Source organism: Cyanobium usitatum str. Tous (assembly GCF_003011885.1).
Classification (GTDB): domain Bacteria; phylum Cyanobacteriota; class Cyanobacteriia; order PCC-6307; family Cyanobiaceae; genus Cyanobium_A; species Cyanobium_A usitatum.
In genome coordinates this window covers 342,170-362,493 of record NZ_PXXO01000001.1, presented here as the reverse complement: position 1 = coordinate 362,493, position 20,324 = coordinate 342,170, and the positions used below count along the sequence as shown (strand labels likewise).

Annotated in this window: 28 protein-coding genes; 13 read left to right on the top strand and 15 right to left on the bottom strand. The window is 64.3% G+C overall.

The window, feature by feature from the left end; genetic code table 11:
* The 4 genes from C7K55_RS01930 to C7K55_RS01915 form a co-directional block, all read left to right on the top strand.
* Positions 1-453 (top strand): transposase (locus C7K55_RS01930; protein WP_193486068.1); only part of this gene is annotated, 453 nt, incomplete at its 5' end.
* 249 nt (positions 454-702) lie between these two features.
* Positions 703-1,113: an HNH endonuclease gene (locus tag C7K55_RS01925; RefSeq protein ID WP_106501672.1), complete on the top strand. Its 411-nt coding sequence runs from the start codon at positions 703-705 to the stop codon at positions 1,111-1,113.
* A gap of 159 nt (positions 1,114-1,272) precedes the next feature.
* The gene (locus C7K55_RS01920) at positions 1,273-2,025 is read left to right on the top strand and encodes an SIMPL domain-containing protein (protein ID WP_241518097.1); all 753 of its coding nucleotides are present in this window, start codon (positions 1,273-1,275) and stop codon (positions 2,023-2,025) included.
* A 98-nt stretch (positions 2,026-2,123) separates the two neighbouring features.
* Positions 2,124-3,281, top strand: a complete 1,158-nt coding sequence (locus tag C7K55_RS01915) for a fatty acid desaturase (protein WP_241518096.1) — start codon at positions 2,124-2,126, stop codon at positions 3,279-3,281.
* A gap of 167 nt (positions 3,282-3,448) precedes the next feature.
* Here C7K55_RS01915 and C7K55_RS01910 read toward each other — a convergent pair whose 3' ends face one another.
* Positions 3,449-3,592, bottom strand: coding sequence for a high light inducible protein (locus tag C7K55_RS01910; protein ID WP_106501671.1), 144 nt, complete (start codon positions 3,590-3,592; stop codon positions 3,449-3,451).
* 57 nt (positions 3,593-3,649) lie between these two features.
* On the opposite strand from C7K55_RS01910, the gene C7K55_RS01905 reads away from it, so the two are divergent.
* Entirely contained in the window at positions 3,650-4,237 is a 588-nt protein-coding gene (locus tag C7K55_RS01905; RefSeq protein WP_106501670.1) for a PAP/fibrillin family protein, read from the top strand.
* Between the two features lie 5 nt (positions 4,238-4,242).
* Complete coding sequence (locus C7K55_RS01900) at positions 4,243-4,656, top strand: VOC family protein (protein WP_241518095.1); 414 nt, start codon at positions 4,243-4,245, stop codon at positions 4,654-4,656.
* On the opposite strand, the gene C7K55_RS01895 is transcribed toward C7K55_RS01900, so the two are convergent.
* Complete coding sequence (locus tag C7K55_RS01895) at positions 4,649-5,485, bottom strand: PfkB family carbohydrate kinase (protein WP_106501669.1); 837 nt, start codon at positions 5,483-5,485, stop codon at positions 4,649-4,651. The genes C7K55_RS01900 and C7K55_RS01895 overlap by 8 nt on opposite strands.
* Positions 5,486-5,550: 65 nt before the next feature.
* On the opposite strand from C7K55_RS01895, the gene C7K55_RS01890 reads away from it, so the two are divergent.
* The 3 genes from C7K55_RS01890 to C7K55_RS01880 are packed head-to-tail and all read left to right on the top strand — an operon-like array spanning position 5,551 to position 7,294.
* Positions 5,551-6,153: a PCC domain-containing protein gene (locus C7K55_RS01890; RefSeq protein ID WP_106501668.1), complete on the top strand. Its 603-nt coding sequence runs from the start codon at positions 5,551-5,553 to the stop codon at positions 6,151-6,153.
* Positions 6,150-6,716 carry a hypothetical protein gene (locus C7K55_RS01885; protein ID WP_193486066.1) on the top strand — a complete coding sequence of 189 codons (567 nt, stop codon included), beginning with the start codon at positions 6,150-6,152 and terminating at the stop codon, positions 6,714-6,716. The genes C7K55_RS01890 and C7K55_RS01885 overlap by 4 nt, the downstream gene beginning before the upstream one ends.
* The gene (locus C7K55_RS01880) at positions 6,713-7,294 is read left to right on the top strand and encodes a rhomboid family intramembrane serine protease (RefSeq protein ID WP_241518094.1); all 582 of its coding nucleotides are present in this window, start codon (positions 6,713-6,715) and stop codon (positions 7,292-7,294) included. The genes C7K55_RS01885 and C7K55_RS01880 overlap by 4 nt, the downstream gene beginning before the upstream one ends.
* Before the next feature lie 6 nt (positions 7,295-7,300).
* Here C7K55_RS01880 and C7K55_RS13985 read toward each other — a convergent pair whose 3' ends face one another.
* Positions 7,301-7,537 (bottom strand): tryptophan-rich sensory protein, encoded by a 237-nt coding sequence (locus tag C7K55_RS13985; RefSeq protein WP_241518093.1) that lies wholly within the window; start codon positions 7,535-7,537, stop codon positions 7,301-7,303.
* The gene (locus C7K55_RS13980; protein WP_241518092.1) at positions 7,476-7,763 is read right to left on the bottom strand and encodes a hypothetical protein; all 288 of its coding nucleotides are present in this window, start codon (positions 7,761-7,763) and stop codon (positions 7,476-7,478) included. The genes C7K55_RS13985 and C7K55_RS13980 overlap by 62 nt, the downstream gene beginning before the upstream one ends.
* 7 nt (positions 7,764-7,770) lie before the next feature.
* On the opposite strand from C7K55_RS13980, the gene C7K55_RS01870 reads away from it, so the two are divergent.
* The gene (locus C7K55_RS01870; RefSeq protein WP_106501667.1) at positions 7,771-8,139 is read left to right on the top strand and encodes a hypothetical protein; all 369 of its coding nucleotides are present in this window, start codon (positions 7,771-7,773) and stop codon (positions 8,137-8,139) included.
* On the opposite strand, the gene C7K55_RS01865 is transcribed toward C7K55_RS01870, so the two are convergent.
* From C7K55_RS01865 to C7K55_RS13490, 4 genes are all read right to left on the bottom strand, one after another.
* Entirely contained in the window at positions 8,109-8,987 is an 879-nt protein-coding gene (locus C7K55_RS01865; RefSeq protein WP_106501666.1) for a GNAT family N-acetyltransferase, read from the bottom strand. The two genes, C7K55_RS01870 and C7K55_RS01865, sit on opposite strands and share 31 nt — an antisense overlap.
* Before the next feature lie 5 nt (positions 8,988-8,992).
* Entirely contained in the window at positions 8,993-9,688 is a 696-nt protein-coding gene (locus C7K55_RS13675) for a hypothetical protein (RefSeq protein ID WP_106501665.1), read from the bottom strand.
* 61 nt (positions 9,689-9,749) lie between these two features.
* On the bottom strand, positions 9,750-9,965 hold the full coding sequence (locus C7K55_RS01855; RefSeq protein WP_106501664.1) for a Nif11-like leader peptide family natural product precursor: 216 nt from the start codon (positions 9,963-9,965) through the stop codon (positions 9,750-9,752).
* A gap of 5 nt (positions 9,966-9,970) precedes the next feature.
* Positions 9,971-10,135 (bottom strand): hypothetical protein, encoded by a 165-nt coding sequence (locus C7K55_RS13490; protein ID WP_161956101.1) that lies wholly within the window; start codon positions 10,133-10,135, stop codon positions 9,971-9,973.
* A gap of 131 nt (positions 10,136-10,266) precedes the next feature.
* Between C7K55_RS13490 and C7K55_RS01845 the strand changes: the two genes are divergently transcribed.
* Positions 10,267-10,800: a tellurite resistance TerB family protein gene (locus C7K55_RS01845; protein ID WP_106501662.1), complete on the top strand. Its 534-nt coding sequence runs from the start codon at positions 10,267-10,269 to the stop codon at positions 10,798-10,800.
* Positions 10,801-10,827: 27 nt separating this feature from the next.
* Here C7K55_RS01845 and C7K55_RS01840 read toward each other — a convergent pair whose 3' ends face one another.
* Genes C7K55_RS01840 through C7K55_RS01830 form a run of 3 tightly spaced genes read right to left on the bottom strand, consistent with a single transcriptional unit; the run spans position 10,828 to position 14,487 of the window.
* Positions 10,828-10,971 carry a chlorophyll a/b-binding protein gene (locus tag C7K55_RS01840; protein WP_106501661.1) on the bottom strand — a complete coding sequence of 48 codons (144 nt, stop codon included), beginning with the start codon at positions 10,969-10,971 and terminating at the stop codon, positions 10,828-10,830.
* 40 nt (positions 10,972-11,011) lie between these two features.
* Entirely contained in the window at positions 11,012-12,877 is a 1,866-nt protein-coding gene (recQ, locus tag C7K55_RS01835; protein WP_106501660.1) for a DNA helicase RecQ, read from the bottom strand.
* A gap of 14 nt (positions 12,878-12,891) precedes the next feature.
* Complete coding sequence (locus C7K55_RS01830; protein ID WP_106501743.1) at positions 12,892-14,487, bottom strand: glucose-6-phosphate isomerase; 1,596 nt, start codon at positions 14,485-14,487, stop codon at positions 12,892-12,894.
* A gap of 179 nt (positions 14,488-14,666) precedes the next feature.
* Here C7K55_RS01830 and C7K55_RS01825 point away from each other — a divergent pair, with 179 nt between their 5' ends.
* Entirely contained in the window at positions 14,667-15,506 is an 840-nt protein-coding gene (locus C7K55_RS01825; RefSeq protein ID WP_396094814.1) for a helicase DnaB, read from the top strand.
* A gap of 76 nt (positions 15,507-15,582) precedes the next feature.
* On the opposite strand, the gene C7K55_RS01820 is transcribed toward C7K55_RS01825, so the two are convergent.
* Genes C7K55_RS01820 through C7K55_RS01810 form a run of 3 tightly spaced genes read right to left on the bottom strand, consistent with a single transcriptional unit; the run spans position 15,583 to position 18,567 of the window.
* A complete protein-coding gene (locus C7K55_RS01820) occupies positions 15,583-16,461 on the bottom strand; it encodes an N-acetylmuramoyl-L-alanine amidase (RefSeq protein ID WP_106501659.1) in 879 nt (292 codons plus the stop codon).
* Entirely contained in the window at positions 16,458-18,218 is a 1,761-nt protein-coding gene (locus C7K55_RS01815) for a M61 family metallopeptidase (RefSeq protein ID WP_106501658.1), read from the bottom strand. Before C7K55_RS01815 ends, C7K55_RS01820 begins: the two co-directional genes overlap by 4 nt.
* A 4-nt stretch (positions 18,219-18,222) precedes the next feature.
* Positions 18,223-18,567 (bottom strand): DUF1257 domain-containing protein, encoded by a 345-nt coding sequence (locus C7K55_RS01810; protein ID WP_106501657.1) that lies wholly within the window; start codon positions 18,565-18,567, stop codon positions 18,223-18,225.
* Positions 18,568-18,573: 6 nt separating this feature from the next.
* On the opposite strand from C7K55_RS01810, the gene purN reads away from it, so the two are divergent.
* Positions 18,574-19,245, top strand: a complete 672-nt coding sequence (gene purN, locus C7K55_RS01805) for a phosphoribosylglycinamide formyltransferase (protein WP_106501656.1) — start codon at positions 18,574-18,576, stop codon at positions 19,243-19,245.
* On the opposite strand, the gene argC is transcribed toward purN, so the two are convergent.
* The gene (gene argC / locus C7K55_RS01800) at positions 19,236-20,300 is read right to left on the bottom strand and encodes an N-acetyl-gamma-glutamyl-phosphate reductase (RefSeq protein WP_106501655.1); all 1,065 of its coding nucleotides are present in this window, start codon (positions 20,298-20,300) and stop codon (positions 19,236-19,238) included. The two genes, purN and argC, sit on opposite strands and share 10 nt — an antisense overlap.
* Between the last annotated feature and the right edge of the window lie 24 nt (positions 20,301-20,324).

Genomic DNA, 20,324 nt, shown 5'->3' with positions numbered 1-20,324 from the left:
CCGAAAGCCGGCCAGGACATGGTGGCAGCAGCCATGAAGGCTGTGTTTGTGATCCAGGCTCCTGATCAGGTGCGTGGCCACTGGCAGCGGGTCACCGAGATGCTGCGCAAGCAGTTCCCAACAGCCGTGCCGGTGATGGACGCCGCCTGTGACGACGTGCTGGCCTTTCTCCACTTTCCCCAGGAGCACTGGCGCAAGGTGTGGAGCACCAACCCTCTAGAGCGGCTCAACAAGGAGATCAAACGCCGCACCAACGTGGTCGGCATCTTCCCCAACGACGCTGCGATCGTGCGGTTGGTGGGTAGCCAGCTGCTGGAGCAGCAGGAGGAATGGCAGCTGGAACGCAGGCGCTTTTTTTCCGAGGCCACGATGGCCAAGATCCCGGAGCCGGAAGAGCCGCTGGAGCTCACTGATGCTGATCCGTCCGCCCAGCCGGCAGCAAGCACCAGCTGAACCGCAACATCTCCTCCCTAGATCTACACAGAACATATCGATCGCTGAGTTGCCAATTCAGCGATCAGGGTTCATAGTGGATGAACGGAGCTGCGCAGTCAGCTTCCAAGCAGTCATCTCTTGATTGCTCCTGTTCACCCTCCGGAAAGGGTCACAGGACCTCCTGAGTTACACCACTCGGAGGGGCGCTACCTGATAACGGGGGTGCAATCCGGCGGTGCTGGAGCGCCTCAGCGGGCGTTGGCAAGCATGCGGAGCAGTTCCTCATTGAAGTCGCGCAGCACCGAGCGGGGGCTCACCAAGGCGCGGTTGGGGCAGGGGTTGTTTCGCCATCGGGTGGCCGAACGGGAGCCGGCCTGCCGGTTCACGGGCCTGGCGCGGCAGCAGTTCCTGGTGGCGAGCCACATCAAACCCTGGCGATCCTGCGACAACAGCGAACGGCTGATCGGTGCCAATGGCCTGCTGCTCTCCCCCCATGTGGACAAACTGTTTGATCGGCACTGGATCAGCTTCGATAGCGGTGGGCAGCTGATCTGGCAGCACGAGGCAGCAGGGGAGGCCTTGCGCTGCTGGGGCATCGAAGGGGCGAATCTGATCCGGCCGTTTAGCCGCAAACAAGAGGAGTTCTTGAGTGCCCACCGGGATGCCTTGAGGCACTGAGTGTAATTAGGGCGCTGCTGCCAACATCGACCGCGACCACGCCACACCCGGGCGCCTTAGCCTGAACCTTGTCTTCGAATATCCCTTCGACTAACAGCTTTAAGACAGGCAAGCGACGGCTCAATAGGCTGAATTCAGCTGCTTCCAAGACGAGTGAAAATGCAAAATTGGGTGCTCAGCAGCTGGATGTTTCTCAAGCGGACGCCAACACTGGTGTTTGCCATGGCCGTGCTTGGACTCGGGCTCACCACCGCCAGTGGCGTCATGGTGAGGGGCATCCGCAACGCCAACGACACCATCACAGTTACTGGAGCCAGCACCGAGCGAATTACATCCGACTACGTCGACTGGTCGGTGAAGGTCTCCCAGAGCGGGGCCAGCCAGCAAGCTTCATACCAAGGACTGCAGCCTGCAATAGAGCAAACCGTGGCCTTCCTCAAGGCCCAGGGCATCGAGGCCGATGAGATGGAGCTCGACTCGGTTAAATCGGAAAAGCAGGAAGTGCGCGATCCCCGCACCGGGGAGCTGCGCTCCACCACCTGGACCAGCACGCAAGCAGTGCTGATAGGCAGCTGGAATGTCGCCAAGATCTATAAGGTCTCTGGTCAGATTGGGCAGTTGATCGGCAAGGGAGTGCCTCTAACCATCAACGAGCCGGCTTACACCTACACCAAGCTTGCGGAGAAGCGGGTCGACATGCTGGCGAAGGCCACCAAGGACGCCCGAGCTCGGGCGCGGGCCATAGCCTCGGAGGCCGGCGCCGGCATCGGTGCGATCACAAACGCCGACACCGGCTCCTTCCAGATCACCTCCCCCAACTCAACGGAGACCAGTGACAGCGGCTCCTACGACACCCGCACAATCGAGAAGGACATCACCGCAGTGATGGCCGTGACCTTCAGGGTTGAGTGAATGTGCCTGCCAAGGCGCGGCAGCAGTGTGCTGATACCTAAGGTCTCAAAGGCCTTTTAGGGGCCGCCTCCATTCCTCCTTGCCCTGCGGCAGCTTCATTGACTCCACCTGTTTCCCTGCCGTCCCTCGCCACCGCGCAGGCCGCCACGCCAGCAGCCACCTATCCCAGCAAAGCTGAGCTGCTTGCCTGCCTGCCCTCTGAGTTAACCCAGATCAACCCGGTTAAAGCCTGGGGAAGTCTGGCCATGTCCCTGGGCCTATCTGTTTTGGCCTATGGCCTAGGAACCCTGATCCCCCTGCAGCTCAGCGCTGCACCCCTCTGGCTGCTCTACGCCGTGGTCACCGGAACGGTGGCGGCAGGTTGCTGGGTTATTGCCCATGAGTGCGGTCACCGTGCCTTCCATCCCAACCCCCGCGTCGAAGCGGTGGTGGGATTTGTGCTTCACAGCTTGCTGCTTGTGCCCTACTTCAGCTGGCAGCGCAGCCATGCCGTGCACCACGCCAACTGCAACCACCTCGAGGCAGGTGAAACCCATGTGCCGCCTCGCTCCGATTCCAGCTCGGGACGCTTCGTGGCCGGAACAAGACGGCAGCTGGGCCAGGGCCTCTACGGCGTGGCCTCCCTGTTCACCCACCTGGTGTTGGGTTGGCCCCTTTACCTGATGTTTGGTGTTGCCAGCGGCGAAGAGTACGGCAGCCCCACCTCCCATTTCACTACGGCTGCACCCTTCCGCAACGGTGCCCGCCAGCTATTTCCCGACTCCTGCCGTCGCCTGATGGTGATCTCAAACCTCGGCCTACTGGCGATGGTGGCGGTACTGGTGTGGGCCTCCATCCACTTCTCCCCGGCGAGAGTGCTGCTGGTATATGGCCTGCCCTATCTGGTGATCAACGCTTGGCTGGTTGGCTACACCTGGCTGCAGCACACCGATACCGATATTCCCCACTTCTCCAGCAGCGACTGGAATTGGGCGAAAGGTGCTCTACAGACGGTGGATCGTCCCTATGGCCCCCTGCTCAACCTGCTGCATCACGGCATCGGCTCAACCCATGTGTGCCATCACATCAACCCGAGAATCCCTCACTACAACGCCTGGCGGGCCAGCGCCTTGCTTAAGCAGCGTTTTCCCGAGCTAGTTCGCTACGACCCCACTCCTATCCATCGCGCCCTATGGCGGGTTGCAACTCACTGCACCGTAGTTAGTCAAACCGGAGTGAATGGTGGCTTCTATTACAATTCAAAGCCAGCTAGCTAGATTTAGCCAACTGCCCATAAAAAAGGCCCGGAGCAAAAGCTTCGGGCTTTTATTTTAGGTATTAAAATCACTGGTAAAAACCAGGAATTATCAAGACATAGCAGCAATGCAGCCTGGCCGACTCGATAAATAGACAGTCAGGCCGGCGAGCTCAGGGCTCACGGCAATCAGCCCAGGCCCAGTTGAGCAGCAATGCTTTGGCCGGTGAGCAGCTCGGTGCCAAGACCGATCACGAAGCCCATCATGGCCAAGCGGCCGTTCCAGGTCTCAGCAAAAGCAACAAAGCCGAAGCGGGGGGTGGATTCGGTCATGAGTGTTGAGGATTGTTTCAACAACTATAACTGGTTGTAACGGCGTCGACCACCTGGATGTTGGAAGCAAGAGAGGAGCTGCTGGTCCTGTTGCGTCGTGGCGCCAGGGGGGAAGCCCAACGCCAGGGGCCGCGGGTGCGGGAGCTGATTCACGAGCTCGAGCGCACCTCACCAGTGGATCTCGCCGCCCCAGGGGCCCTCGAACTGCTGGAGGGGGTCTGGGAGTTGCGCTGGAGCAGCAGCAGCCAGCCCTATCTCCAGGCTGTGCCATGGCTGGAGAACCTGCAGATACTCGCTCCATCCCGGGGGCGCGCCCTGAATCTGTTGCGGCCGCCAGGGCAGCTGGCCGGCCTGGGTGGCATAGCTGTAGAGGCCACCATCCAGCTCGAATCAAGCCCTGGTGATAACAGCTCAACCCCACAGCAACGGGTGCAGGTTCGCTTCCAGCGCGGTGGCTGGAGCGGTCCCCTGCTTGGCACCACGCGCTTGCAGCTGCAACGGGAGGTGCAGCAAAGCTTTCCAGCCTGGCTCGACATCACCGTGCTCACCGAGGAGCTGAGGCTGTGCCGTGGCAACGCCGGCACCATCTTTGCCCTGCTGCGGCGCCCCGATCTGGCCGTTGCAGACTTTTTAGACAATCAATAAAACCGGTGCAAGACACCCCAAGCCTGAGCAGCTCCCTGGTGCTGGCTGCAGACAATCCCCCTGCCCTGGCAAGGTTTTACGCCGATTTGCTGGCGGTAGAGCCCCTGCAGGGGCTTGGTGCCAGCCATTGGCGAGTGCCCTGGCCCGCCGGTGGCTTCCTGGAGATCTACGCCCCATCCCAGAGCCGGCCCCAAGCGAAGCAACCAGGCCGGCTAGCAACGTGCCTGCAGCGCAGCGTGGCTGGCGGCAACAACGACGCAGCTGCCATGGCCCTGCTACAGGCCTGGCTGGCGAGCGCCCTTGGGCTGGGCGCCACGCTTCTGGACGGTCCGCGCCAGGAGGCCTTCGGAGTGGAGGCCTGGCTGCTGGATCCGGAGGCAAACAGGCTGCTGCTGCTGGTGCAAAACCAGGTCAGTTAGGCCGGGCGTAGGGACCAAAGGCAACGGCGCACTCGGCGCCGCAGCGGGCGCCCAGGTTGATTGCTGCGGCTGCGCTCCAACCAGCCGCCAGTCCCGCCATCACCCCGGCCGCAAAGCTGTCGCCGCAGCCATAACTGTCGACCGGCGGGGCCACCAGGGCCTTGGCAGCGAAGCGCCCGCCGGGTTCGCTCCAGCCACCAGCCGCCCCTTCGGTGGCGATTCGCAGTTGCGGGGGGCGCGATAGAGCGCCAGCGGGCACCTGCTCACCCGGATCGAGGGCGCTGCCGATCAAGGCATCGCAGCTCACTCCGCTGGCCTCCAAGAGCGGCAAGCCAACCCGTGGCGTGGCGCCGAGCAGCCGGGCCCGGCGGCATTGCTGCAGAGCTGCCGCGTCGGCCGCGGTCACAAAGACGCCATCGCAGCCAGCCAGATCAGCCCAGGGAAGGGGATCCCTAGCCAAAGGGGCCAGTCGCTCGCCGATCACGGTGATGCTGCGGTCACCGGCCCGATCCACAAAGCTCACGCCCCGGCGGGTTGGGGCATCCCGCCAGGCCACCTCCAGATCAAGCCCCAGCTCCGTGAGCCGCTCCGCTGAGCGCTCGCCGGTGACGTCCCGGCCCAGGGAGGTGAAAAACCGCACCCGCCTGCCACTGAGACGGGCCAGCTGCACCGCCACCACCGCCCCACCACCGGCGGGTTCCTCCAGAAAGGCGGTGGCCCGGTCGATCGAGCCAGCAACCGGCAGCTGCTCCACTGCCACAAAGCTCACCCACTCCACATGACCCACCACCGCCAGGTTGAGGGCAGCGAGGGCGGAATCCGGGGCCATGGCAACAGGGCAACCTCACCAGCATGGGCCGGCGTAGCCTTGCCCCCCATCAATCTGTATCTGCCATGCGTGCCGTGCCGCTGCACCTCGAAGCCGGCAGTGATGTGCGCCGCAGCCTGGAGCAGCTGGCCCTTGAGCACAACGCCGGCGGCTTTGTGCTGAGTGTGGTGGGCAACCTCTCCCAAGCCGCCTTTGCCTGCCCTGGCAAAAGCGCACCCACGGTTTTGGCTGGCGAGCTGGAGATCATCACCCTGCAGGGCACGATCAGTCCGGATGGGGTGCACCTGCACCTGAGCTTCTCCGATGCCAGCTGCCAGGTGTGGGGCGGCCACCTCGAGCACGGCACCCTGGTGTTGCGCGGCGCCGACCTGCTGGTGGGCCTGCTCAGCACCGGCACCAGCCCAGCGCCAAGTGCAGCGACGAGTGCAGCGCCGACTAGATCAATGAGCAGCGAACCGCGAGTTGAAATCGCCGGCCGGCCGGAATGCCCCTTTTCGCGCCGGGCCCTGCGCATGCTGCGCACCCTGGGCATTGCCTTCGTGGAAATTGAACCCGACGAGACGGGACCGGTGCCCCAGCTCTACATCGATGGCGTCGCTATTGGTGGCTACAACGAGCTGGCCGAACTGCACAGCCGCGGCGAATTAGACGCGCTGCGCAGCCTGTGAGCCCCGAGTTTGGGGTTGGCACGCTGCAGCTAGCCACCACTAAGGGCTGTGGCCTGGCCATCGGCGCCTATCCCCACTTCAGCTACAACGCCAGCGGCGGCGGCGGAACCGGTGAGCTCGGCCCCGGCCCTGCCGGCGGCCCACGAACCGTGAGCTTCGAGCCCGCCAGCCTGTTGATTCCGCCACTCAACTGGCGCACCACCCGGGTGCTGGGCCTGCCCCTGCCCCCGGGCCTGGAGATCGCCATTGCCCCTGAGCAGCTGGCGGGCAGCATCGATTCAGCAACAGGAGCTGTGCAACTGCACTTCCGGGCCCGCTTTCGCTTCCGCATTGCCGGGCTCTACCGCGCCCCCGACCTACTGATCGACACCCTGCTCAGCACGGGCGCAGCCCAGGGGCAACGCCACCGGGCCAGGGGCCAGACCCTCAGCGCCGATGGCACGGCCCTGCTGGTGGGGGTGGCAAGCGTGCCACCGTGCGGGGACCCCTGGCTGGATCGCCTGCTGGGCCTCCCTGATGAAGCCCTTGCCATGCTGCGCTGCAGCTTCAAGTGCGAGCCGTGAGCGAATCCCTACCCCAACGTCTGGATCGCTTGATCGCCCGAGCCGGTTTCAATCTGCTGCTTCCGCCGCTGATTCTGCTGATTCCCTGGCTCCAGGAGCTGGTGGACCAGCTGGTTTTCGGTGGCAACTGGAACCTGCCGATGACGCCCGGAGGCTCCTTCCTCGGGGTGCTGACAGCCCCCTTCAGCCACAGCGGTTTTGGCCATCTCCTGGGCAATTCGCTCACCTTTCTGCCCCTCTCCTGGCTGGTATTGCTGCGCGGCCGCCGCGACTATCTGGCCGTTTGGTTGGGGGTTTATGCCACGGCTATTCCGGTATGGCTGCTCTGGCCCAACGGCAGTCACGGACTCTCCGGGGTCGTGTACGGGCTGCTGGGCTACCTGCTGCTGATCGGCTGGCTGGAGAAGCGGCCCCTCTCCCTGCTCCTTTCGGTGCTGGCCCTGGTCACCTATGCGGGGGTGCTGCCCAGCCTGCTGCCGATTTTTTCACCGCCAGGGGTGAGCTGGATCGGCCACCTCAGCGGTTTTGGCGGCGGCCTGCTGGCGGCCCTGGCCGTGGCGCGCGAGTCGCCTAGGTGACCAGGGCTAGCGGTTGAGCTGACGCATCTGCCAGGTAACCCAGGTGCCCACCGGGCTCCAGAGCAGGTAAGGCAGCAGCAAACCAGCCGCCAGCATGCTCTCGCTAGCCAGAGCAACGGTGAGGGCAATGCCCCACACCCAGCCAGCAAAGCCAATGACCGTGCCCTTACCCAGGCTGCGGCTACGGCAGATCACAAGCATGTAGCCCTGCACCAACACCAGCTGCACCAGAAAAGCCGCCATCCATAGGCCGCTCCAGCTGGCCTGCCAGGTGAGCCAAGCCCTCAAACACCAGCCAGCGGGGGCGGCGCAGCCGGATAAACCAGGCAAAATCCTGCCGGCTTGGATTAAGGCCCCACGCCACCGCCACAATCACCAACAGAATCACCAGGGCGGCGAGCACTGCAAAAAGAATCAGCAGCACTCCAGCCTGCAGGTTCAACGCCCCCGATGCAGCAAACCAGGCCACGCCAACAATGACCCCAACCAGCAATCCAGATCAAACCAGCCAGAAAGTCAACCAAGAAGTCAGCCAGGAAATAATCCTTGCCGCCTCCAGCCCCTGGGTGGCCGTAGTGCTCAACCTGGTGCCTGGTTTAGGTACGGGATACATCTATCAACGCCGCTGGCGGGCCTACTGGATCAGCTCAGGCCTGGCAACGGCCTGGTTTGTGACGGGAGGTGTCCTAAGCCAAAACGTGGACGAGGTATTGATGCCCGATTTGGTGCAGCAAAATCAACTGATCGGCCTAGGCGGCCTGCTGCTGCTGGCTGTTGTTACTGCAACGGAGGCTGGCCTCGCCGCCCGCCGCGCTCAGCCCAGCTCCAGGCAGGCCAACCCGTAGACATCGCCAAGGGGAACCGGCGGCAGGCTGCCCCGATACATCCTCAGCGTCTCGGCGACCACCGCAAAACCCAACTGCAGCAGCAGGGGCCCTGCCTCCGGATTGGCGGCAGGGGCATCGATCAACACAACGCCGGCATGGCGGGCCATCAGGGCGTTGAGAAGCTGGGCCGCCAGGGCAGGCGTGTCGGCTAGCAGGGGCCCGATCCGCCAACCCTCGCCTCGATGCAGCAGGCAGGGCCGGATCCGGCCAAAGCCGTGGCAGGAGCCATCCGGGCCGATCAGGGCCAGCACCGTGCCGGCCGGATGGTGCAGCCAGTCGGCGAGGAAGTGGGGCCGGGGGCTGAGCTCCCGCTGGGCGTCATAGGCCTGCACGGCCCTGTCGGGTATGGCACTTCCCTCAAGCAGGCTCAGGCCCTCTGGAGTAGCGGCGGGCGGGAGGTTGCCATCACTGATCCGCTGCCAGCGCTGGGTTGGCGACGCCGGCGCAAAGCCCCAACTGGCGTAGTCACCGATGCGATCGGGGGCGGCCTCAATGCCGATGCAAGTAAGGCCTTCCAGATGCTGCAAGGCCCGCTGCCAAAGCTGACGGCCAAATCCCTGCCCCCGGTGCTCTGGTTGCACCAAAAACATGCCGATGAAGCCGTATTCGGCGTTGTAACGGACCCCGGCAATACAGCCGATCGGACGACCGTTGAGGCAACCAACCCAGAGCCCCTGGCGGTCCGTATGGCGGTAGATGGCTACGTCTCCCTGGCCCGGCGCGAAGTGTTCAGCGCGGGCCCAGGCGGTGACATCGGCGAGATCGCCCTTCTCCAGGGCCCGAATCCGCAAAAGGGATGGGGCCACCCCGCTCAGTTGGAGCCGTAGGCGATGTGGCAGCTGGCATTGAGCACCTGGGCCTGGTCGGCCGTGGTCGGTGCCATGCCATTGATCAGCCCCTGCTTGCAATCGCTGGTGGCTGTCATCAGGGGCATACCGGCAACGCCGTAGGCAAACTGAACTTGATTAGGTGGCAGCGCTTGAACCGAGCCGTAGTCGAGCTGCAGGCTGGTTTGGGGCACCACGATCACGGTCGACTGCTGATACGAAGCTGCGTTAACAGCACTGGTGATCGCAGCAGCAGTGGCCAAGCTGCCCACTCCCCAGGCCACCGAACTGGCTCGCCACCAGGGCCAGGCCGCTGGATAGGGCCGATACCAGCCGGTGCTCCAGGTGCGCGACGACCAGTAACCCCCTTGGCGGCCCCAGGCCGGATTCCAGGCAGAGGCCCCTGGGGCGCGGGTGAAACCAGCGCCAGGGGCACCCCAGCCCACACCAGGACGAGCTCCCGCTCCGGGCGCCCCAATTCCGGGTGCTCCCACACCAACGCCCGGTCTCGTTCCGGCGCCAGGAGCACCCCAGCCAGCTCCTGGACGCACCCCCGCACCGGAGCCCGGCCCGCCAAAGCCACCGCCGCCCATGGGGCGGGCCAGAGCGGTGAAGCTGCCCGCAGCTGCTACGACGAGCCCTAAGCCAATCGCCGTGATCAGTTCCGTCCGCATGGCCATGGTGTTGCTTCCGGGTTGCTTAAAGGTTGTCTAGCCGCGAACGAAGCCCGCGGCACGGCAGCTAGTTGTATTCCCCGGGCAGGTCCTGCTTGGTAACCGTTACGCGGCCTACTTTTTTGCCTGAAAGCCGCAGCAGCTCGTCGCCAGAAAATTCAAAGCCCAAGCCTGCCCCGATCTTGGCCACGTCATCAGCAGTAGCAGCGGCTTGCACGGCTTGCCGAAGCGACTGATCATCCTGAACCTTGCCCAGGAAGGCCTTCAGCTGATCGAGGGACATGGGAACTAGTCGAAAGTGCGATCCAGGATTGCGACCACATCTTGGTCGACCTGGGCCAGCCGCTCTAGCACTAGCTGCAGATCGAGGGCGGTGAGCTCCCCATCGGGCTGCCATTTGAGGCAGGTGCGTCCCAGGCAGCTGGTTGTCAAACCTTGGGTGGTGTGGACCATGGCCCACCTCGGTTCTGTGTTCAATTCATCATCATCTGGATTGCTGCCCTTGTATGCCCCCTTCTGGGGGTGATTTCCGCTGAAACAAGCCAAGGGCTGATCAAAATGGCGCAAAAGTCATCTCCTGCGCCATGACCCTTGAAACCGGGCCAAGTAGCTCTGAGCGAGATCGTCAGCTTGACCTGCTCAGGGTGGTTTGCTGCGTGGCCTGGGCCGATGGCGATGTTTCCGCAGACGAAAAGCGGCTGCTCGAGAAACTCGTGGCCAAGTACTTCCCCTGTGGAGATGGCTCGGGGGCAAACCAGGAAGCTGCGCTTCAGCTAGCTGCCTGGACCGTCGACTCGTCCGTGCTGGAGGAAGTGATTCCCAGGCTCACTAGCGGGGAAGACCGGGCACTGGCCCTTAAGCTCAGCTACATGATGGCCAAGGTGGGCCAACGACCTCAGGACAGTTCGCCGATCAACCCGGCAGAGAAGGTGCTCTACAGACAGCTGGTGGAAGCTCTTGGCCTAAGCGAATCTGAAGTGTCAGAAGCCGAATGGACCGCTGAACAGGAGCTGTCCAGCGGCAAAGGTATTTGGGCTGCCCTAGGGGCAGCCTTTGCAGGTCTCGGTGCCTGGCCCAGCCAGGAAATGCTGGAAACCCCGGGCATGCAGTGGCTTTGAAGCCAGCTGATCAGGCCCGATCGAAACTCAGCCCAGACCGATCTGGCTCAGGATGCCCTGGCCAGTAAGCAACTCGGTGCCCAAACCGATCACGAAACCGAGCATGGCCAGGCGGCCATTCCAGGTTTCGGCGAAGGCAACGAAGCCAAAGCGGGTTGTGGAGTCAGCCATGGAAAGAATCCTTAAGGAAACGTGAACTCAATGTAACGCCTCATGAAGCTGGCGTTTGTGTCCCCTGATGCAAAAGGGCAGCATCCAAGCTCGCCAGCAATGCCGCGCCATAGCGATCGAGCTTGGCCTGGCCCACACCGCCGATCCCAGCCAGCTGCTCCAGGGAGCGGGGCCGGCGGGCCACCACCTCCACCAGGGTGCGGTCATGAAACACCACGTAGGGCGGCACCCCCTGCTGCCGCGCCTGCTCGCGGCGCCAATCCTTCAGCGCCTGCAACACGGGCGCCTCATCAGGGTTCAGCACTGCCGCAGCAGGAGCCGGGCTCACCCCAGGCTGGCGGCGGCGCTCTCGCTTCGCTGGCGGCAGCCGCAGCAGTAGCTGGGTCTCACCCCGCAGCAACGGCTTGAGCCGCCCGTCCTCGCCAAATCCCAGAGCCCCGTAGCGCTCGGAGTCGGCCTGCAACAACCCCTGGGCCACCAGCTGGCGAAACAGGCTGCGCCACTGGCCGCGATCAAGCTCCTTGCCAATGCCATACACACCCAGCTGCTGGTGGCCGAGCTCGCGAATTCGGGCCGTATCTGCCCCCAGCAGCACATCCACCAAATGGGCGGCACCAAAGCGGCTGCCCGTGCGGTACACAGCCGATAGGGCCTTGCGCACCGACTCGGTGGCATCGACGGCCGTATCTGGCTCTAAGCAGAGATCGCAATTGCCACAGGGCTCGGGCAGGGTCTCGCCGAAGTGGCTGAGCAACACCTGACGGCGGCAGCCGCTCGCCTCGGTGAAGCCAATCAGGGCATCGAGCTTGCCGTGCTCAACCCTTTTTTGCTGCTGCTCCGCGTCGGAGTCATCGATGAAGCGGCGCAGCTGGGGTACATCGCCGCCGCCATGCACCATCCAGGCCAAGGCCGGCAGACCATCCCGGCCGGCGCGGCCGGTTTCCTGGTAGTAGGCCTCCAGGCTTTTGGGCAGGTCCACATGGGCCACAAAGCGCACATCCGGCTTGTCGATGCCCATGCCAAAAGCGATCGTGGCAACCACCACCACGCCGCTATCGCGGCGGAAGCGCTCCAGCGCGGCGCTGCGCACCGCCCCATCCAATCCGGCGTGATAGGCAACGGCGTCATATCCCGCCGCCTGCAGGTCGCGGCAGAAGCCATCCACCCGGTTGCGGGAGCGGGCATACACAATCCCTGAAGCGCCGCGGTGATCTGCGAGCAGCTCAAGCAATTGGCGGCGAACGTCGTCCTTATCGCGCAGCAAATAGCGAATGTTGGGGCGATCAAAGCTGGCCAGAAACACTCGCCCCTGCTCCAGCTGCAGCCGGGCCAGGATCTCGTCTCGGGTGCGGGGATCGGCCGTAGCGGTGAGTGCCAGCCGCGGCACGGCGGGAAATCGCTGGGCCAGCACCGATAGCTGCAGGTATTCCGGGCGAAAGTCGTGCCCCCACTGGGAAACGCAGTGGGCCTCATCAATAGCGAATAGAGCCAGGGGCAAGGCCGCCAGCCGTTCGAGGGTGTCCCCCGCCAGCAAGCGCTCGGGAGATAAATAGACCAAATCCAGTTGGCCCGCCCGCAGCAGGCGCCAGGTGTTGGCGGTTTCCTCAGGGCTACAGCCCGAATGCAGCGCCGCAGCTCGCACCCCCGCCTGACGCAGCCCCTCAACCTGGTCTTGCATCAGGGCGATCAGGGGCGAAATCACCACCGCCGTTCCCGCTCTGCACAGGGCCGGGATTTGGTAACAAAGCGATTTGCCCCCACCGGTGGGCATCAGCACCAGGGCGGAGCCACCAGCCACCACATGCTCAACAATCTCCTGCTGGGGCCCGCGAAAAGCGCCGTAGCCAAAAACCTCGCGCAGCACCTGCCCGGGAGAGGCAGGGCTCGCCGCAACGGGCTCTGGCATGGGGATTTCCCTGATCAGACCTTGGCGAACTTCATCGACGCCGGAGCACCCCAGTCACCAGTCACCTGATAGCCGCGGGGATTGGCGCAGAGGTGGCGCAGGATCCAAAACAGGCTCTCTGGGCTGTCCGTGCCCAAGGCCTGCTGCAACTCCTGCAAACTGCGCTCCTGGCCATCACTGAGCAGGGCTTCGAGCCGCTCTTGCAGGGCCAGGATCAGGGCTGCTGCCTTTTTACCGGCCTCCACCCCCGGCTGGTCGTAGGCGTTGACGTTTACCAGTTCGGCGTAGAGACCCACGGCGCGCTCAAACAAGGCGATCAGGGCACCGAGGGCTGTGGCATCAAAGCGGCGCAAAGTGATCGAGAGGCTCTGGCGGCCCCCTTCCATCAGGGCCGAACGGGTGCCTTGCAGGAAGCCATCGAGGAAGTCGCCAGGGATCTCATCACCGATGGGCGGGATATCGCTGGGCTCTTCCAAGGCCTCGATGAAGGTCACAAAGAAGTTGTCGATGCCATCGCGCAGCTGCTGCACATAGGCGTGCTGGTCGGTAGAGCCCTTGTTGCCGTAAACGGCGATGCCCTGGTGCACCACCTCGCCGCCGCGGTCGTGCTTCTTACCAAGGCTCTCCATCACCAACTGCTGGAGATAACGACTGAACACCTCCAGCCGATCGCGATAGGGGAGCACAACCATGTCGCGCTTGCCCTGGCCATGGCCAGCCACAAACCACGCGGCAGCCATCAGGGCAGCAGGGTTATGGAGCAGATCTGACACCCGGGTGAGGGCGTCCATTCGGGCGGCGCCGGCCAGAAAGCCGCGCAGATCGGCACCCACCAGGGCCGCCGGCAGCAGGCCAACCGCACTGGTGATGCTGGTGCGGCCACCCACCCAATCGAACATGTCAAAGCGGCGCAACCACTGACCGGCCACGGCCACCTGGTCAAGCTTGCTGTCGATCATGGTGACCGCCACAGCCTGGGCAGCCCACTGCCCGCCCCGGGCCTCGAGCCGAGCCTGGGCTTGCTCCATGCCGATATGGGGCTCAGGGGTGCCGCCCGACTTGCTCACCACCACCACCAAAGTGGTGGCTAGGCGGCCGTCCAGGCCCGCCAAGGTGCGGCTCATGCCAGCGGGGTCTACGTTGTCGAAGAAGTGGAAGGGGAGACCCTGACCCTCTTCCTGCAGGGCGCGCACCATTAGCAGCGGGCCGAGGCCGGAACCGCCAATACCGATCCAAAGCACGTCGGTAAACGGCTGGCCATTAGCAGCACAGAGGCTGCCGTCGAGCACCTCGCGGCCAAAGGTCTCGATCCGCTCCACCTCGGCGTTGATGTGCGCGGTGGTGGCGGCGTCTGGTGCCAGCTCTGGGGTGCGCAGCCAGTAGTGGCCAACCTGGCGCTGTTCGTCTGGATTGGCGATCGCACCACCCTCTAGGGCCGCCATCGCCGCAAAGGCCAGCTCAAATCGAGGAGCCAAGGCATCGAGATCGGCCTGGCCGATCGCCATGCGACTCACATCGAGCCAGATACCAAGATCCCTTTCATACCAAAGCAAGTCGCAGAAGCGTTGCCATTGGATCTGGGCATTGGAGCCATCAAAGTTGGCAAGCATGGGCTTGCGGCTCAAGCCGCTCTCGTTGCCAGAACTTAGATCTGACCGCGCCCCAACACCAGCCCCAGCACCAGTACTAGCCCCAGCCCAAGCCCGAGGGCCGGACGGAAGACCGTTCCGTAGCCAGAGGACTTACCCAGAGAAATTCTGTAATATCAAGCCACAACTAATGAGTGTTTGTGCCTAACCCCACCAGCTACCCGCGCTGGCTTGCCCTAGGCAAGCGGCTGGTAGGGGTCCGGCGTCTCACCGGCCTTGCAGCAGCCCTGCTGGCTGTTGCGAGTTTCCCGCTCCATAACGGTCCAAAAACGCCCCTGCTGCTGCTGGATCCCGGTCTCAGCGGCAGCATCAGCTCCGCTGCTGGCTCGGGGCAATTTGCAGATCCGCTGCAATTTTCACCAGATGAACTCAAGGAGCTGCAGCTCCGATTTGGTGTCCACGGCCCCCAGCCCCGCCTGGCCCAGTTATTCACCAGTGGCATCGACCAATTAGAGCCGCTGCGCAGCCACACCCTGGGGCGCCTGGTAGAGCTTCGTCCCCTGATCCTGGCCGAATCCCAGCGCCAGAGGATCAATCCCGTGTTGGTGGCGGCAGTGTTGTTTGACGAAATGCGGCACGCCAAACCGGGCGAAGATCTGCCCCTGGCGGCCCATTCCGGCTTATTCAGCACCCATGGCCCCGCCCAGCTAAGCCTCGGCGAAATGGTGCACCAAGGCCTGCTGCCGCCCAATGCCTCCGAAGCCGAAATCACCGAGGCCCGCAACCAGCTGCTCGATCCCGAACGCAACGTGGTGTTGCTGGTGGGCAAATTCGCCCGCCTCAGCCGCGCCCTCGAGCTGCCCCAGCGCCCCCTGCAGGCCAGCGGCAACCCCCGTGACGCCAAGGCCCTAGCCACCCTGGCTTACCTCCACAACGGCAAGCTCGACTACCCCCGCCGCATCCTGCGCACCATGCAGGATCCCGAACTCCATGCCCTGCTGTATGCCACCCGCAAACAGGTTCCAGCACCACTGATCTAATCAAATATTTAACGAGTCAAATATTTAATTAGTCAATTAACAGTTTAATAATTCAATCAACACTTTAATAATTTAATCAAGACTTGCAGAGCAGGCCGAGGTTTTGCATTCGGGTTTGCAACTCAGACCAACGGAAGCTGCGTGGATCAGCTCGCTCGCCGCCCAGGTCCACCGCCCGGTGGGTGGTGATGTGGGAGGCCGGGATGGGGAAACGCTGCATCCAGCCGGCTAGCAGGGCCGCCAGGGCGTCGTATTGGGCTGAGGTGTAACCGCTATGGGCTGGTCCGTCGTTCTCGCCATCGAGGGGCGTTTCCAAGCTGATGTGCAGGGCGAAGTTATTGATCGAGCCACCCACCTTGGCGTTCGTTACTACCCAGCGGCCGTTGAAGGCCGAATTGCCAGCCCCGAAGGCCCGTTTGGAAGGATCGAGCACCTGCACCACCGAGCCATCGCCACCAATCAAGGTGTGGTAACTCACCTGATCTTCATCGCGGGGATGGGGCGTCACGAAGGTGTTGATGGCTGAACCAATGCCGTAAACCGTTTCGTGCAGCACCACCAGCTGGGGTGTGGGATCCACCGGATTGCCGTAGGCATCACGATTGAAGCGCTCGCCAAAATTGGTGGGGTGGATCTGCACCCGCGCCGGGGAGGTTTGGACCCTTTCTGCCAATTGCTGCAGTCTTAAACGCTGGGCTGGATCGCCGGGAGCGCAACTCGCCCGCAGGGGGGATTGCCAAGCCGAGTGGTTAGGCGGCCCCGGTGCAGCCCGGCGGCCCGGCTCAGGTGCTGCCGGAGCTTGGCGCACCTCTTCGAGCAGCTCAAGCAGGCTGGGGCGCTTCTGGCCGCCATTCGGTTGGGCTGAGAGATCCCGAGCCAGCCAGCCAAGCCCGCCCAGGGCGAGCATGGCGCCGGCGCCTATGGCGATCCAGAGGGGCTGGGGGCTGGAATTCATGCAGCCTCAAGACCCAGCCAGCGGCGGCGGCGCTCAGCACAAACTTCGGCAGTTCCCAGATCAGGAGTGCCCAGATCAGGAGAGCTGGCATCGAGCTGGAGCTGCCAGCTCTCCACGGCTGGTGCCGTTGGTAGCAGCACGGTGCTGCGCACCAAACCGTCCCGGCAGAACAGCAACTGGTGGGGAATCAGGGGAGCCTCCGGCCGCAGATGCACCATGGAATCGTCAATGGTGCGCAGGCGCATGCCATCGAGGGCAATCCATTCATCGCCCACTACCAGCCCCGCCCGTTGGGCCGGTCCATCGCGGCCCACCCGCTGCACCACCAACCCGCCACTGCCTGGCTCCAAGCGGCAGCCCAGCTCCTGGCTGGCAGCCAGCCGGGGTTCAAGCCGCAGGCCCATATCGGCCAGATAGCCAAACAGGGGCGGATCCTCACAGGAGCTGAGCCAGCGGGGCAACAGCTCAGCTAAATCGGGCGCCTGGCTGGCAAAGGCAGCAATCAGGTCTGCCTCCTGGTAGCCCCGGCCCACGGCGCCATGGCTGGCCCAAAGCTGCCGCAGCACCACGGGCAGACCGCTACCGGCACGGCGTAGGTGCAGGTCGAGCACCAGGGCCAGCACCGCACCCTTGAGGTAGTAGCTCACCTGGCTGTTGGAGGAGTAGGCATCGGGGCGGTAGAGCTTTACCCAGGCCTCCTCACCGCTGGCGCGCAGGCTCTGCAACCGCCGCCCAGCACTGAGCAGGTAGCGGCTCAGATCCGCGCCCAAATCCTCGAGCAGCTCCGCCTCGCTGCTGCAGCCAGCGCAGTGGGGCAAAAGCTGATCCACATAGCTGGTGATTCCCTCGGCAAACCAGAGGGTGGGCACCACCACCGCCTGGTCGTAGCGATAAGGGCTCAGCTCGGCGGGCCGCAGCCGGCGCACGTTCCACTGGTGCAGGTATTCATGGGCGGCTAGCTGCAGCAACTTGCGGCGGCCACCAGGCTTAGCCAGGGCCAGACGGCCAAACTGCAACACGGTGCTGCAATCGTGCTCCAGGCCGCCATAACCGCTTTCGGTGAGGTGCAGCACAAACAGGTAGTGGTCGGCCGCAGGTCGCTCCACGCCCATCAACCGGCAGCAGGCCAGGCAAACCTTTTCGAGATCGCTGAGCAGCTGGGGATCACTGTCGAGCAGATCGGCGCCTTGCAGATCGCGGCCCCAACTCACCCAGCGATGCGGCACACCGGCGACGTTGAAGTGATGGGAGCGATGGGGACCAACCTCAATCGGCGTATCGATAAGTTGATCGAAATCGGCGGCAAGCCAGCCCTTCGCCGGGCCCGGTAGCTCTGGCAGGGGCACGAAGGCATCCCAGCTGGGCGGAAGGCTGAGCTGCAGCCGGTGGGGCGACCAACGCTCCCCCTCCAGCTCCAGAACCACGGCAGCTAAGGCCAGAAAGCCGTGGTCGCCATCGAGATGGCAGGTGCGCACCGTGAGCTCGGCGGCCAGCACCGCGTAGCTGATTTCAACTGGTTCGAGGCTGGGAAGCTCTAGCTGCCAACTGCTCGGGCTGGTGCGGCGCGGCTCCAGCTGGTGTCCAGCCTGAGTGATTTCCAGACCCTCAAGCTGCCGCACATAGTCGCGGATCAGGTAGGAGCCGGGAGTCCAGGCCGGCAGGGCCAGGCGCAGGCTCAGGTGACGGGGAGTGTGAAGCAGGCGAACCCGCACCAGGTGCTGGTGGCAGGCGGTGAGGTCGAGATGCAGCTCGGGCACGGCGTCAGGACGCCAAGCTCACCTGGGCCCCAGGAAAGGCGCTGGCGGCCTGGCTCAGGGCGAGCTCGGCGGCGTAGCGGCGGGTGATGGCGCCAAGCAGGCGCTGCAGGCTCTGGGAGCGGCTAAGGCGCTGCAGGTCGCCGACCAGGGCAAGGGAGCCGTCGCGGTGGCGCTGCCAGCCCAGCCGTTCACCACCCGGCAAAACAACTTGCAAAAGAACGGGCTGGCACTCGGTGGCAAAGCCCTTAAGCACCCCGCCATAGATGGGGGTGTGGCCCAGGGCCACCAAACTGGCGGCGAGCCCCTCGGCATCGCGCAGCACTGTGGGCAGGATGGTGAGGTGGGACACGGCACAATGCCCGCTTTTTCAGACCCTAGCGATCAAGAGACCTGCGTCCAGTGGCCATTGCCACCGGAATTGCAACCGGATTGGGCCAGGGCCCAGCCAATCCTGCGGCTGGGGGTGATGGCTTCGGGAGCCGGCAGCAACTTTGAAGCCCTGGTGCAAGCCTGCACAGACGGCCGGCTCCAGGCAGAGGTGGCCCTGCTGGTGGTCAACAATCCTGGCTGCGGCGCCCAGCAACGGGCCGAGCGCCTCGCCATACCTTGCCAAGTGCATGACCACCGCGGCGTGGCCAGCCGCGAAGTCCTCGACCAGGCCCTGGTGGCGGCTTTTCAGGCAGCCGGCGTTGATGTGGTGGTGATGGCGGGCTGGATGCGCGTCGTCACGAGCACCCTGATCGGCGCCTTCCCCGAGCGCCTGATCAACATTCATCCCTCGCTGCTGCCCAGCTTCCGCGGCCTTGATGCGGTGGGTCAGGCCCTGGCAGCGGGAGTCACCCTGGCCGGCTGCACTGCCCACCTGGTGTGCGAGGAGGTTGATGCAGGGCGCATCCTGGTGCAGGCGGCGGTGCCGGTGTTAGCCACGGACGACCACCCCAGCCTCAACGCCCGCATCCAGCGCCAGGAGCACCGCATCCTGCCCCTGGCGGTATCTCTGGTAGTGGACCTAGTGCGTCAGGGATAGAAGGGCAGCAACGGCAGGCCCGCGGTGGGCTCAAGCCCGGCCATCAGGTTGAGACATTGCACCCCCTGGCCGGCCTGGCCCTTGACCAGGTTGTCGATGGCAGCCATCACGATCAGCTGGCCGGTGCGGCGATCCACCTGCACCGAGAGCAGGGCCCGGTTGGTCTGGCGCACCCATTTGGTGGAGGGGTAGGTACCCACCGGCAGCACCTCAACGCAGGGGGCCTGGCGGTAGGCGGAAGCCAGCAGGGTGACGCAGTCTTCAGCGGTGAGGCCTGGGTCGCGCAGACGGCAGTAGACGGTGGCCAGCAGGCCCCGCACCATCGGCATCAGGTGCGGGGTGAACTGCAGCTGGATCTCATGGCCCGCCACCCGGCTGGCCAGCTGCTCAATCTCACTGGTGTGGCGGTGGCCCACCACCCCGTAGGGAGCAACCGCCTCGGAGCATTCCGCCAGCAGCAGGTGCTCCTTGGCAGCCCGACCACCACCGGAGGTGCCGGTTTTGGCATCGATAACAATGCCGGTGGTGTCGATCAGCCCCTGGTTCAAGAACGGCAGCAGCCCCAGCAGTGAGGCCGTGGGGAAACACCCAGGAGCCGCTATTAAACGGGCGGTACGAATCGCATCCGCCTCCCATTCGGGCAGGCCATAGACGGCCTCAGCGCAGAGGTCGTCATCGCTGCGGGGCACCTCCAGGGCCTCGCTGGCATACACCTCCTGCCAGCGGCCGAGGCTGCTGAAGCGGTAGTCGGCGGAAAGATCAACCACCCGCACACCCCGCTGCAGTAGGGGCGGCACCAGCTGGGCCGCCAGGCCGTTGGGCAGGCTGAGCACCGCGTAATCAGCCGCCGCTGCGATGGCATCGGGGTCTGGGGTTTGCACCACCGGGTCGCCGGCCAGGGGCAAAAAGGGCACCAGCTCACTCCAGCGCTTGCCGCTGCTGCGCTCGCCGCCCAAGAAGCTGATATCCAGGGCAGGGTGCTGGTGGAGCAGGCGCAGGGTCTGCAGGCCGCCGTAGCCACTGGCGCCGATTACCGCAACACGCTTGTTGGCCATGGCGAGGCCCGGGGGCAGGACGAA